The following is a 13,597-nucleotide window of genomic DNA, read 5'->3' on the forward strand; positions in this document are numbered from 1 at the left end:
ATCATACGATGCAATTTTCCCCCGAAGAGAAACAAGGCGTATATAAGGCGATACACGGAAGAAGGGATATCCGCTCGTTCCGTTCAGATCCTGTAAGCGATGATGTGTTATTGCGAATCCTGGAAGCCGGCCACCACGCTCCATCCGTAGGATTCATGCAACCTTGGAATTTTATCATCATCCGCGATTCGCAAACGAAAGAGCTGTTGGCAAAAATTGCTGACAAAGAACGAAGAGCGTTGGCCATTCATTACGAAGATACCGACCGGGAATTAAAGTTTCTGAAACTCAAAGTGGAAGGGTTACGGGAAGCGCCCGTGACCATTTGTGTGACATGCGATCCCACACGAGGGGGCGCACATGTTTTAGGACGCAATTCCATTCCGGAAACAGATATCTTATCGGTCGCATGCGCGATCCAGAATATGTGGTTGACCGCCTGTGCCGAAGGACTCGCGATGGGATGGGTGAGCTTTTACAAGAAAGCGGATGTGCGACAGATCCTGCATATCCCCCCGCATATCGACCCTGTTGCTTTGCTTTCCGTCGGCTATACCGATCATTATCCTGATCGACCGTTGCTTGAAATTCACAACTGGGAAAAACGTAAAAAACTGCGCGACTTAATCTTTGCTGATGTATGGGGTACACCTTTACATCTTTAGACAAGAAAATCTTCTGTTCGCTCCGGACAGAAGATTTTCTTGTTTTTTGAGGGCCAACCTTGTCGGCACATGTCCATCATCTTACACGACTGGTTAGGTTGAAGTGTAATGCACATAGATGAATGCCGTTCCAAGATCAGATGTTTTCACATAGTGTAAATCACCGATATGGAAGGAGGGGTGTTCCATGGATGGATGCTTTGGACTCTATACTCGTTGGGCGGTTGTTTTCTTGATTATCTTTGTCCTGTTCTTCTTGCTCGTACCTGGCTACACGACCGTTTGTAAAAACGTTCCCGTTTACTAGACTTTCGGCGCTTAATCTTCCCTTTCTTCTCTCCGTTCGCATAGTGCCTCTACGAATCATGTGTGTATTCTACCCTACACGGTTTCATGCAGAATTGTATCGTGAAGGTGTGCAATACTGTCCCCATCTACTAATCACCGATCATCAATGATCACGTATGTGGGCCGGAATGATTTCCGGCTTTTTTGTTTCTCCTGTTTCGAACGTTCAGGTGACCATGCACAAATTTATCATACAAACGCATATGACGTTATATACCCGTCATTTACCCAGAAAACTTGTAAAGAGAAAGGAGTGGGGGTATGAGCGAAAAATTGGAGTCTATTCCACATCAAATGAATGCACCATCTGCCAATAAACTCCTTGTTGTGTCAGGGCTCGGTCTACTTTTCGATTCAATGGATGTAGCCCTTTTAGCATACGTTCTAGTCGCGCTTGCGAAAGAGTGGAACCTGCACCCTGATATCATGGGATTGTTGGGAAGCATAAGCTTTATCGGTATGGCCGTCGGTTCCGCTTTTGCCGGACTCTTGGCCGACCGCTTTGGAAGAAAAAACGTTTTTATGTGGACCTTGCTATTCTACAGCATCATGACTGGGTTAACCGCATTGGCCTCTGGCATCGGCATCTTTATTCTATTCCGCTTTCTCGTCGGATTCGGATTAGGGGGTGAATTGCCAGTCGCCACCACGTATGTTCTCGAGTCTTCTCCTGAAGAAGAGCGAGGGCGCCGCGTCGTTCTATTGGAATCCTTCTGGGCAGGAGGTTCTCTTCTGGCTGCGTTAATCTCCTTCTTTATCATTCCCCATATCAGTTGGCGCTTCGCTTTTCTGATCGGTGCTCTGCCGGCACTCTATGTGCTGGTCTTGCGCCGCGCCTTACCGGAAACACCCAAATTCCGTGCCCTTGCTGACAAACAAAGGATGAAAGTGGTTTTCCGAACGCTATGGAGCAAAGAACTGATCCGCGGTACGGTTGTCACCTGGATACTATGGTTCGTGATGAACTTTGCGTACTACGGTATGTTTCTGTGGCTGCCTTCCGTCATGGCTTTGAAAGGATATTCCCTCGTTAAAAGTATCGGATACGTTCTCATCATGATCCTTGCCCAAATCCCCGGATATCTTTCTGCCGCATGGCTTGTGGAGAAATGGGGACGCAAAAAAACGCTGATTTCTGCAATGCTTCTGTCTTCTTTTTCCGCTCTCGGATTTGGGTACGCCCCAAATACAACATGGCTCATTCTTTTCGGTCTTCTGCTCTCCTATTTCATGCTGGCCGCCTTTGCCGGAACGTATATTTTCACAGTGGAACAATTCCCGACGAAAGCGCGCGCTTCCGGGATCGGCTGGGCAGCCGGTTTCGGACGGATCGGCGGCATTATCGCTCCGTTCCTTGTAGGTATAATGATTAAAGCTCACATAGGTTTCAGTATGATCTTCGGTCTTTTCTTCCTATCCATTCTCATAGGTTTCTTCGTCGTTTGGGCATTCGGCCGCGAGACAAAAGGAAGCCGATTGACATGATAAAAGTAACATAGTAGAAGAAAGTTTTAGAGGGGACATCCCCCTTTTTTTCATGCCGCAAGCAGCGTCATCAAAGGATGAAAAGTGTCTTTGGGTGGGCGTAATGCTTTGCGTGAGACAACGACCTTGGAGGTCGTCTTGCAACATTTGTTTATTATTCCATGCAAGACGACCTCCACGGAGCATGAGCGCAAAGCATATGCCTCAATGACGACCTTCATCGAACCCACGCGCAAAGCGATACACCCACCCAAGCACTCATTTTCAAGATAGCAACCGTTCCTCCCTTCCACGTGCGTGAAACGTTAAACTATGATAAAGTGTATGATGGATTACAATGAGGGGGAATGAGATTGAATCTTATTTGGTCAAGCATCTTTCGTCCAAGTGCCTACAAGGAAATGACGAACGTCAAACTCGGGAATGCCATTGGTATATTTCTGCTCTTTTTCACCGTACTCGCATTGTTCAACGGTGTGATTCTCATAAAAGGAACGAATCAACAGATCATGTCACTGCTTCAAAATTACGATCAAAAAGTACCCTCTTTCACGTTTGACGGGAAGGAGTTGCACGTGCAACAATCTGCACCGATTCAGTTATCGGATGACCCACAAAATCAGGTGATTATTGATACGTTGCATGATCGTCCGAATATCCCGACCGACACGGTATCTACCGTAGTATTCGGGAAAACTTCCATATATGCTTACAGTAGTACGCGCGGTTTGCAAGAGATGACTTATAATAAATTCCATCTTGATCCTTTCGATAAGGAGAAACTCAAACAGTATATCCCGTATCTGCATTCGTTTTTAGTCACACTCATCATTTGTTGGGAACTCTTGACGATCATCGGCAAGTTTGTTTTAGTTACACTGTTCTCCCTGATTGCCTTGTTGTTCGCATCATTGGGAAGAATTTCTCTTACTTATAGACAAGCATGGTTGATCTCGGGGTTCGCCCTCGTACCTGCTTTTCTTATCAGCTTTGTCAACGGACTGATCAATTCCTCTTGGCTGACCCTAGCCTTTTGGGTTGCTATTTTTACGTATATCTATCATGGCGTGATCAGCTTTAAATCTACAGCGAATCGCTAAACTGTACATGTCGGGCAAACTGGCTAACAAGCATGTTCATAGCTTTGTTAGTCTCTTTTTTTGTGAACGTTTACACGATACGACAAAACTTCTCTAGTTTTTACAAAGGAAACGACAAACCATTTTGCGAATGAATAGTGTAATAACGAAGATGAAAAGAGATGTGAAGAGGAGTGAGGATATGAGGTACTACGAAACGTTAAAAGTGCTTGATCCGCAGGAACTCCAACTCTTCAATGTAAAAGATCAGCCGACGGTCTCTACGGAAACGCCTTCTCAAGAACATACGAATGTGATTCACAGTAAGGAAAAAACGATTCTGTTGGATAACCGGTTCTCGTACTTAAGGGAGCGAATGGCGTTACGCAAGAAAAAGCGCCATCGCATCAACGCATTTGCAAATATCGTCCGCAACGCGCTTCATATATGATACTCCAAAGATGAAAATCATGAAAAATTTTGGTGATTGTCAGTATGGTGATGATCCTTGGTCACAGTCCGTAAAAAACCCCCAAGCAACTGTCGCGCCTGGGGGTCTTTGATTCTCCTTACAGTTTTTCACTAACCACTTTCGCTTGTGTGAAAAGGAGCAGATAATCACGACCGCCTGCCTTGCTGTCCGTACCGGACATGTTGAACCCGCCGAACGGATGAACGCCTACGAGAGCACCCGTACACTTGCGGTTGAAGTAGAGGTTTCCGCAATGCATATGGGTACGCGCATATTCAAGATGCTCCCGGTCGTTCGAGTAGACGGAACCTGTCAGCCCGTATTCTGTGTTGTTAAAGACATTAATTCCTTCTTCAAAAGAATCCACTTTCGTGATCGCAAGTACAGGACCGAAGATTTCCTCAAGCATTATACGCGCTTGATGGGGAACATCTACGAAAACAGTCGGCTGGATATAATATCCGTTTCCTTCCGCTTTTCCTCCTCCCGCAACGAGTTTCCCTTCCTCTTTACCGATCTCGATGTATTCCAGGATCTTCTCATATGCTGCTTGGTCGATCACAGGACCTACCGGATAGTTTTCCTCCGCAGGACCTACTTGCAAAGCTTTTACCCGTTCAATCACTTTCTCGACAACTGCGTCATATACGTCCTTATGAATGATGGCGCGGGAACCTGCTGAACATTTTTGCCCTTGGAAGCCAAATGCAGACGTTACGATGCCTTCTGCCGCTGCATCCAGATCGGCGGACGCATCGACCACGATACCATCCTTACCGCCCAATTCACCGACGAATCGCTTGATCCAAATTTGCCCAGGCTGAATTTTTGCTGCCAATTCGTTAATGCGTAAGCCCACATCGCGGGAACCGGTGAACGAGATGAAACGGGTTTTCGGATGTTCGACCAGGAAATCACCGATCTCTGAGCCGGAACCGGGGATGTAATTCACAACACCTACCGGCATCCCGATGCTCTCCAGGAGTTCAACAAATTTTGCCGCAATCACAGGTGCCGTGGAAGCCGGTTTCAAAAGAACCGTATTGCCGGAAACCAGTGCAGCCGTCGTCATTCCGCACATGATGGCCAACGGGAAGTTCCAAGGCGGAATCACAACACCGACTCCGAGCGGGATGTATGTCAAACGATTGTCTTCACCCGGGTACGGCGTGAGCGGTTGGCGTTCTGCGAGACGCAGCATTTCACGACCGTAGAACTCCATGAAGTCGATCGCTTCTGCCGTATCTGCATCCGCTTCTGCCCAGTTTTTGCCTACTTCATAGACGAGATACGCGGAAAATTCAAATTTACGGCGTCGAAGCTCCGCTGCGGCTTTGAACAAATAACCGGCGCGCGTCACAGGGTCGACAAGCTTCCATGTTTCAAACGTCTCAAGAGCCACTTGCATCGCTTTTTCCGCCAATTTTTGATCCGCTTTGGACACAAGCCCTACGACTTGATCGACGTTTCCGGGATTGATCGATTTAATTTTCTTTTCCGTAAAGATCTTTTCACCGCCGATCACCAACGGATACTCTTTTCCCAGTTGCTCTTTAACCGACGCAAGCGCCGCTTCCATAGCTGCTCGGTTTGCCGGATCTGCAAAATTTGTGAAAGGTTCATTTTTAAATTCGATCATGATGATAACCTCCTCGTATCCTGTTTATTTAATTTTTAAACATGCTTTTGATGACGAACGCCACATTCGCTGGGCGCTCCGCCAATCGGCGCATGAAATACCCATACCAGTCATTTCCGTACGGTACATACACCCGCATGGTATATCCTTCTTTCGCCAGTTGTTCCTGCAGCCCCGTACGGATCCCATACAACATTTGAAACTCGAACTGGCTGCGGGGAATGTTATGCTTTTCGGTAAATGCTTTCACATGCTGGATCACAGCTTCATCATGGGTGGCAACTGCCGCATAGTTACCCAACAGCAGATGTTTTTCAATGATTTTGATAAAGTTTTTATCCACATCCGTCTTCAACGGGAACGCCACTTCTTTCGGCTCTTTATACGCTCCCTTCACCAATCGCAAATTGGGACGGAACTCATGCAGGTCATCGATATCTTTTTCCGTTTTGTACAGGTACGCCTGAAGCACGAGTCCGACATGTTTCCCGTACTCTCTGCGCAACTCTTTGAAGATAGAGATCGTCACTTCGTTGTGTGCGTAATCCTCCATATCGATGCGCACAAAATTGTCATGGGATTGGGCTACGTCGAGAATCCGGCGCATGTTCCGCATGCACAGATTCTTATCGATATCGAGCCCTAACTGAGTTAATTTGAGCGACAGATTCGACTTGACGCCTGCATCGGCGATCGCATCCAATGTGCGAATGCAATAATCTGCCGATTCATTCGCTTCCTCACGGGAGGTCACGAATTCCCCAAGATGGTCCAATGTGGCAACGATCCCTTTGCGATTCAGATCGTTGACGGCGCGAATCGCATCCGGTATGGTCATTCCCGCTACAAACCGGCTGGCTCCGAAACGAAGCCCCCACTTTTTGGCGGCATGGTTCAACCCCTGATTTTTTGAAAGATACAGAAAGACATTTCTCATAAGTTCTTCCATATGGGAAGCTCCTTTCCAAGTGAAACAAGGAAATCACACGTTGATTCAGGTTCATGAGCAACTCTCTGACCATTAAACAAGCAAAATCCGTGCCAACATAACAAGGTTACCTCTCTCTGAAAGTGAAAGAACATTTCCATACCAAGTGTTCAAAAATATGAACATATGTATTGTATTGTTTATTTTTTTGTACAGAATTGTTTAAAACACAGTATCTTTGTACAATAGATATGAGGTGAAGGAACATGTCATCCTTATTACACACGACTGTAGCCGATTGGATGGAAACTCTTATAAATGATCCTTCAGTTTCAAACTATCCAACCGTACGTTCCACCACCCCGTTTATGGAATGGATCCGACTCGTTCGCGAAGACACACCCGATTTTCTCGTAACGGACGAAAACGGTCATCCTATCGGCATTCTCTCCGTCACCCGGGTGTTACCACGCGTGGCGGAAGCCTGGGCGAAAACGCAAGCGTTTTTTGAAACGTTGCTCGATACGATATCAGAAGCGGTTACCGTCGTCGATCATAACGGAATCGTTACTCATTGGAACAAATCGGCGGAAGATTTGTACGCCATTTCCAATCCATCGATCGTAGGACAATCGATTCACCGATTCGAATGGAAATCATTGATGATCGCCAGGATTCTTGATGAAGGCAGAAACATTCGGCAGATCTATCATGAACCCCGCCCAGGCACACATGTGCTCGTCAATGCATCTCCTGTTTTTCAAGGGCAAGAGATCATCGGTGCGCTCGCATCCGAGCAGGATGTGACGAAACTCGTGCGGTTGCATAATGAATTGTTTAGCACGTCCGCCCAGTTGCGAGATCTCGAACAGGAATTGGCCCCGAATAACCAGCCGTTTCACAAGATTAAAGGCAGTGGACCAGCCATCACACATGCGATCTCACTGGCGAAACGGGTCGCGGTTACAGATGCCACCGTGCTCATCAGCGGCGAATCGGGTGTGGGCAAAGAATTGTTTGCACACGCCATTCATTCGGCAAGCCCGCGGCGAGAAGGCCCTTTCGTCGCGATCAATTGCGGTGCGATCCCTGCCGCATTGTTTGAAAGTGAGTTGTTCGGTTACCAAGGAGGCGCATTCACCGGTGCGGACCGCAAAGGTAAGCCGGGGAAACTGGAATTGGCACATGGGGGAACCCTGTTCCTTGATGAGGTTGGAGAATTGCCTCTCGATATGCAAGTCAAGTTGTTGCGCGTATTGCAGGATCAAGTGGTCTACCGCGTGGGAGGGACACAGCCGATTCAAGTGAACGTGCGCATTGTGGCCGCAACGAATCGCGCTTTAGAGGAAGAAGTGAAAAAAGGAAACTTCCGTGAGGATCTTTATTATCGTCTCAATGTGGTTTCACTGGAGATTCCTCCATTACGCGAGCGTGTGGAAGATATTCCGGAGCTCGTACAACTGTTCGCCAAAGAATTTGCGCAACAATACGGGAAGCCTATGCCGCGTTTCGACCCCGAAGTGATCGTTATCTTCATGAATTATCATTGGCCGGGAAATATCAGGCAATTGCGTAACGTCATTGAACGGCTGATTATTTTGCACGAGGGAGAATGGATTCGCAAAGAGCATCTTCCGCTCTCGATGCAAGGACCCTCTTTACAAGAAGAACCGCCGGTTCGAACAACTGAGTTGGTTCCAAGTCCGGCGACAGGAGAAACGACTTTACAGCAATCGAGTGAAATCGCGGAGAAGAGTGCGATCCTCTCCGCCTTGCAGAAAACTTACGGAAACAAATCGGCCGCCGCTAGAATGTTGGGGATCTCACGGGGCACGCTTTATAACAAGATGAAACAATACGGATTACTATGATAATAAGTGCTTGGGTGGGTGTATCACTTTGCGCTTGGGTTCGATGAAGGTCGTCATTGAGGAATATGCTTTGCGCTCATGCTCCGTGGAGGTCGTCTTGCATGGAATCATAAACAAATGTTGCAAGACGACCTCCATGGTCGCTATTACGCGCAAAGCATATTCCTCTTAGCGGTATAAAGGAAGCGGAACGACCTTCAACTCACCTCTGCGCCGCAAAGCGATACAATCCACCCAAAAGCTATTTCGTTGCTTGTGGCAGCCTCAAACTTCTCTTTCCGCTGAAAACACTTGTCACTCTTTTGTTGGCGTATCTTGTTATGAAGGAGTTGAAAAAACACCTCCTCTCAATCGACCGAATGACTCGTGATTCAGGGAGGTGTTTTTCCTTGTCTCATTATACGGTGTCAGTCTATCACCTAGGCTTGTTTTCTATGACATTATTGATAGACTTTACACGTGTGCCGCCAAGATGTCGTCCAACTGTTCCTGTATGGTTTGTACCCCGACGCGTTTCACATAGGCGTGGAACGGTTCGCCTTCCAAACGATTTTCTTTATAGAAGGTTATGAGTCGTGCCAATACAGGTGCGACTTGATCGGCAGGAATGCGACCTTTCAGCTTCGTGTTAAATGTGGCGCCCGGCCCGAGAGTACCCCCTACGGAAAGATCGAACGCGTCGACCATCCCATTTTCCGTTTTCATGAGTGATCCCTGTAGACCGATATCGGCAACTTGCTGCTGTCCGCATGAGTTCGGGCAACCGTTCACATGCAGGCGAATCGGTGTATCCAGTTGTACATGTTCATCAAGATACGTTGCGATTTCGCGCATACGTTCTTTCGTTTCCACGAGCGCCAAGTTGCAGAACTCGATCCCCGTACAGGATACCGCATGGCCGATGAACGTCTTTGGAAATGGAGTGAGACGTTCCAGCAACTTTTCACCGAGGAACGCTGTCAGCTTTTCATCGGGTATGCCGGGAATCACAACATTCTGTGAGTTACATGTACGTACCGTACCGTCGCCATACACATCGGCCAAGCGAGCCAATTCTTCCAATTCATCTGCGTTCATGCGACCGACGGGAACCGAAAGGCCCACATAGTTAAGCCCTGGCTGTTTCTGTTTATGCACACCTGTAAAATAGCCTGCATTCCATCCGACAACGCGGTCGACGCCGCGGGTTGGCAGTTCGCCCGTGAGCTTCAACAGCTCTTCGCGGAATTTTTCCGGCCCCCAGTCGTTCACCAGGAATTTCAAACGTGCATGATTGCGCTTCTCGCGATATCCGAAATCGCGGAAGATTGTCGTCACGCCGATGGCTACTTTGAGCACTTCCTCCGGTCGTACAAAAACATCCAGTTGTTTCGCGAGAAACGGTTTGGCAGACAAACCGCCGCCTACCCATACATGGAAGCCGACGACTTCTTCTCCGTCGATCTCTTTCGTCGCGGGTGTAAAAGCCAAGTCATTGATTTCTGCATGACCTGCGTTATAGATATTTGCAGAGATCGATATTTTGTATTTGCGCGGCAAATTCGAAAAATCTCTGTTGCCCAAGAAAAAGTCCGCCACTTCTTTGACAATCGGTCGCGTGTCTATTAATTCATTCGGATCGATCCCGGCAAGCGGATTCCCTACGATGTTACGAGGGCAGTCTCCGCACGCTTCTGTGGAAGACAAGCCTACTGAGGCAAGTCTTTCAAAAATAGCCGGGATATTTTCGATGGTTAGCCAGTGGAATTGAACCGATTGACGTGTCGTAACATCCACAAGACCCCGCCCAAAATCACGGCTGATCCCCGCTAATGTACGCGCTTGTTCTGAAGTCAAAATCCCTGATGGGATCCGCACCCGCATCATGAAGTGTCCTTTTTTCGGTTTTTGTTGATACACGCCCGCCCATTTGAACCGGTCAAAATCTTCTGGTGTAATCGCATCAAAACCTAATTTCGAATATCGATAGATGTCTTCGAATACATCTAATCCGTCTTTTTCCAGCTTTAAAAGTTCCGTTTTGTTAAGTTTCGACGGATCATTCGCCCATTTCGCCTCATAAGCCACCGGATATAGCCCCCTTTTCCGACCAAATAAGTGCGGATTGATTTTCGATACGTATACTATACGATACAAACTCAAGAATGTCTATAGGGATTTTCAGAATAATGTTACTGTATGCATGTCTCCCTTCTCTTCCTCATATCTTTTGTTTAGAGAAGATACGGGGGACGGTGAGAACCGCATGAGTTTTCTTTCTACATTAGTTCTCGATTTTACGGTGGCACTCGGGTTGATGTTAGGAGGTTCCCTCGTCGGTGCTGTCGGCGCCCTGCTCACTCATCACCCTCCTATGTACACGATGGTACGCCTCGCTGACCAATTGAAGATTTGGGCACTCGTAGCTGCACTTGGCGGTTCGATGGATACTTTAAAAGAAATCGCGGATGGGGTATTTGGGTGGAAACTATCACCCGTTGTCAAACAATTTTCCTTTTTAATGGCCGCTTTCCTCGGTAGCCAAACCGGATATCTGTTAATCAAATGGCTGGCATACGGTTATGAAGAAGGATGAAGCATGAGAAGACAAATCAAGGGGTTTGCCGCTGTGTTTGTTATTGGATTCATCGCCGGTTCCGCTTCACTTGTCGCTATTAAGGGACATGATGTAGAACAACTCTACGCCAAAATCGCCCAGCTTAAAGTAGAGAACGAACAACTGAAAGAGATCAATGAATCAGTGGAAAAGGAACTCGCGCAGAAAAAACGCCAAAGTATCCGCCGGATCCGCAAAGTCGAAGTTCATATACAAGGTAAGGATGGAGAGCTCGATGATTTTACAAAACTCGCCATTTATAAATTCATCACGCAAAAAACGAAACCATTGATTGAGCAGGATCTGACATGGATTGACAAGAAATCCGGCGATGATATGAAACCTGATGATTTGATCCGTGAATTGATTAATGATCAAAAGGTTCAAGTGAATAACAATTCATATCGTATCAAGTATCAAGCAGCGACGATCGGCGAAATTCTCAAGCTGTGGGTGGTCGTAGAAAAAGAGGCTCCAGCCTCTTAACATGTTTGTTCACGTGTCCTTCTCTTATGTTCTCACATTTTTGAGATGGAATATGAAATATCTTCCCAGACCAAGAGCCGTTTCTTTAACTCGGAGCCTCCGGTGAACCGGTCGATTCACCCATTATTTCTTCAATAATTCTTTGATTCGTTTGAAGTCCTTTCCGATCCCCGATTCATAAATACCTATTTCAGACTCATATCATTTATTCATTTTTGGTCGGATGTTAACATGGCATCTTGTATCCGAATCTTTTGGCGAATCAGTCCTGCTTCAAAGAAAGTATCTGCGATGCACTGCTGTGCTGCCACTACGTCAGCAGTCAGTGGATACTCGCCGTATTCTCGCCTTTCCAAGGTTCGTCGCCAAATCACTTCCGGAATTTTGGTGTCAATAGAAAATTGTGTCGCTGCCTGTCTGGGGTTCACCTGAATTTCCTGATGTATCTTGCTCAACTCTTGAATTAACAGGTTCTGAATTTCAGGATATTGCTGCACATATTCCCGTCTTCCCAGGATAAATCCATATTGGCGAGGCAAACCCTTCGCATCCGGAGTATTCTGGCCCCCGCATGCTCCTCCGCGTCCGCCAAATAGGGATCCCAGATGACCCAAGCGTCCACATCTCCGCGTTCAAACGCTGTCCTCGCATCGGATGGCTGCAAATTGACCGGTGTAATATCCGAAATGCTCAAACCGACGGTTGCTAAAGCGGAAAGCAACGTATAATGGGCGCTGGATCCCTTGGCAAAAGCCACCTTTTTCCCTTTGAGATCCGACAAGCTGTGAATGGTAGAGTTTTTCGGCACGACGATTGCTCTTGCCACTTCTGGTTCATAAGCCAGATACACCAATTGCGACCCGGGATTGGCTTCCGCAAGCACAGCAGGCGCTCCGCCCGAATACCCGATATCAATTTTTCCCGCATTCAGTGCTTCCAATAGAGGTGGGCCAGATTGGAACTCAAACCAGCTTACATGTACTCCATGCGACGACAACCTCTCCTCGATGCTTCGCTTTTGCTTGACAAAAAGAAGAAGGGAAGATTTTTGATACCCAATGCGTAATTCTTTCGGCCAGTCCCCCTGATTCCCCTGCTGGGTCGAGGACTCTCCGTTTTTCGAGGAGGGCCCGGATTGTTTCGCCGCACCCGTCGCACCCCCATTTCCACATGCGGTTGCAAACACCAAAAGCAGAACCAGCAAGCTCAACCCGGAAAATATTTTTTTACCTTTCATGACACCCTCCTCATCCCGCGTGATTCTCCATCAGCCGAAGCGGAGTTCTTTCTTCTTCTCCGATGATTCGCTTCAAAATTTTATCAACGATTTCCGCAAACGCTGCGTGGCCTCGTTGGCGGGGCCGCTGCAGATGTATGGGCAGATCCATCGTAAATGTCCCGTCTTCAATCAATAACACCCGGTCGGCTAATGTGACCGCTTCTTCCACATCATGGGTAATCATAAACGCCGTGAATCTTAGATCCAACCAAAGACGTTCGATCAACCGTTGCATCTCAATCCGGGTCAACGCGTCCAATGCTCCTAACGGTTCATCGAGCAAGAGCAGGCGTGGCTCACTTGCCAGCGCTCGAGCTAATGCCACCCGCTGTCGCTGCCCTCCGGACAAGACAGAAGGCCACTCATCGGATCGATGAGCCAAACCCACCTGCTGAAGAGCGCGTTTCGCTCTTTCTCGCCAATCACCCCTCAGGCCGAGTCCGACGTTTTCCATCACCCTTTTCCACGGCAGCAATCGGGAATCTTGAAACATGACCCGCGCCTGCGAATTGAGTCCCTGTAGGGGTTGGCCATCCAGCAGGATGCTGCCCGCATATGCCGTATCCAGCCCGGCAATCAGACGCAACAAGGTGCTTTTCCCACATCCGCTTCTCCCGATGATCGCAACGAATTCCCCCGGTTCCACTTCCAGGTTAAGACCGCGCAATACTTCGTTCGATCCGAAGCTTTTCTGCAGCTGTTCAATCTTCAAGTGCGATCCATAACCGTCCGATTTCATAACCTTTCCT

General features: G+C 47.7%; 13 protein-coding genes. 7 read left to right on the forward strand and 6 right to left on the reverse strand.

Annotated features, from left to right (window positions below; all coding sequences use genetic code 11):
* The first annotated feature begins 8 nt into the window (after positions 1–8).
* The 4 genes from bluB (at position 9) to DNHGIG_RS02510 (ending at position 4,028) form a co-directional block, all read left to right on the forward strand.
* Complete coding sequence (gene bluB / locus DNHGIG_RS02495; RefSeq protein WP_282198176.1) at positions 9–665, forward strand: 5,6-dimethylbenzimidazole synthase; 657 nt, start codon at positions 9–11, stop codon at positions 663–665.
* 609 nt (positions 666–1,274) lie between these two features.
* Positions 1,275–2,498, forward strand: coding sequence for an MFS transporter (locus DNHGIG_RS02500; protein WP_282198177.1), 1,224 nt, complete (start codon positions 1,275–1,277; stop codon positions 2,496–2,498).
* A gap of 353 nt (positions 2,499–2,851) precedes the next feature.
* Positions 2,852–3,598, forward strand: a complete 747-nt coding sequence (locus DNHGIG_RS02505) for a DUF1189 family protein (RefSeq protein WP_282198178.1) — start codon at positions 2,852–2,854, stop codon at positions 3,596–3,598.
* Positions 3,599–3,779: 181 nt separating this feature from the next.
* Positions 3,780–4,028: a hypothetical protein gene (locus DNHGIG_RS02510; protein ID WP_282198179.1), complete on the forward strand. Its 249-nt coding sequence runs from the start codon at positions 3,780–3,782 to the stop codon at positions 4,026–4,028.
* A gap of 118 nt (positions 4,029–4,146) precedes the next feature.
* On the opposite strand, the gene pruA is transcribed toward DNHGIG_RS02510, so the two are convergent.
* Together pruA and DNHGIG_RS02520 are read right to left on the reverse strand one after the other, a co-directional pair.
* Complete coding sequence (gene pruA / locus DNHGIG_RS02515) at positions 4,147–5,688, reverse strand: L-glutamate gamma-semialdehyde dehydrogenase (protein WP_282198180.1); 1,542 nt, start codon at positions 5,686–5,688, stop codon at positions 4,147–4,149.
* A gap of 28 nt (positions 5,689–5,716) precedes the next feature.
* Positions 5,717–6,637 carry a proline dehydrogenase family protein gene (locus DNHGIG_RS02520; protein ID WP_282198181.1) on the reverse strand — a complete coding sequence of 307 codons (921 nt, stop codon included), beginning with the start codon at positions 6,635–6,637 and terminating at the stop codon, positions 5,717–5,719.
* Positions 6,638–6,882: 245 nt separating this feature from the next.
* Here DNHGIG_RS02520 and DNHGIG_RS02525 point away from each other — a divergent pair, with 245 nt between their 5' ends.
* Positions 6,883–8,487 (forward strand): sigma 54-interacting transcriptional regulator, encoded by a 1,605-nt coding sequence (locus DNHGIG_RS02525; protein WP_282198182.1) that lies wholly within the window; start codon positions 6,883–6,885, stop codon positions 8,485–8,487.
* Positions 8,488–8,940: 453 nt separating this feature from the next.
* On the opposite strand, the gene DNHGIG_RS02530 is transcribed toward DNHGIG_RS02525, so the two are convergent.
* Entirely contained in the window at positions 8,941–10,554 is a 1,614-nt protein-coding gene (locus DNHGIG_RS02530; protein ID WP_282198183.1) for a nitrite/sulfite reductase, read from the reverse strand.
* 178 nt (positions 10,555–10,732) lie between these two features.
* Here DNHGIG_RS02530 and DNHGIG_RS02535 point away from each other — a divergent pair, with 178 nt between their 5' ends.
* Together DNHGIG_RS02535 and DNHGIG_RS02540 are read left to right on the forward strand one after the other, a co-directional pair.
* Positions 10,733–11,062, forward strand: a complete 330-nt coding sequence (locus DNHGIG_RS02535) for a YtrH family sporulation protein (RefSeq protein WP_282198184.1) — start codon at positions 10,733–10,735, stop codon at positions 11,060–11,062.
* Positions 11,063–11,065: 3 nt separating this feature from the next.
* On the forward strand, positions 11,066–11,569 hold the full coding sequence (locus tag DNHGIG_RS02540) for a sporulation membrane protein YtrI (protein WP_282198185.1): 504 nt from the start codon (positions 11,066–11,068) through the stop codon (positions 11,567–11,569).
* Between the two features lie 209 nt (positions 11,570–11,778).
* Here DNHGIG_RS02540 and DNHGIG_RS02545 read toward each other — a convergent pair whose 3' ends face one another.
* Genes DNHGIG_RS02545 through DNHGIG_RS02555 form a run of 3 tightly spaced genes read right to left on the reverse strand, consistent with a single transcriptional unit; the run spans position 11,779 to position 13,587 of the window.
* Positions 11,779–12,066, reverse strand: a complete 288-nt coding sequence (locus tag DNHGIG_RS02545; RefSeq protein ID WP_282198186.1) for a type 2 periplasmic-binding domain-containing protein — start codon at positions 12,064–12,066, stop codon at positions 11,779–11,781.
* Complete coding sequence (locus DNHGIG_RS02550; protein WP_282198187.1) at positions 12,033–12,806, reverse strand: aliphatic sulfonate ABC transporter substrate-binding protein; 774 nt, start codon at positions 12,804–12,806, stop codon at positions 12,033–12,035. Before DNHGIG_RS02550 ends, DNHGIG_RS02545 begins: the two co-directional genes overlap by 34 nt.
* Before the next feature lie 10 nt (positions 12,807–12,816).
* Entirely contained in the window at positions 12,817–13,587 is a 771-nt protein-coding gene (locus DNHGIG_RS02555; RefSeq protein ID WP_282198188.1) for an ATP-binding cassette domain-containing protein, read from the reverse strand.
* Positions 13,588–13,597 lie beyond the last annotated feature (10 nt).

Origin of the sequence: Collibacillus ludicampi (assembly GCF_023705585.1) — a bacterium.
In the GTDB taxonomy this organism is placed as follows: Bacteria; Bacillota; Bacilli; order Tumebacillales; family BOQE01; genus Collibacillus; species Collibacillus ludicampi.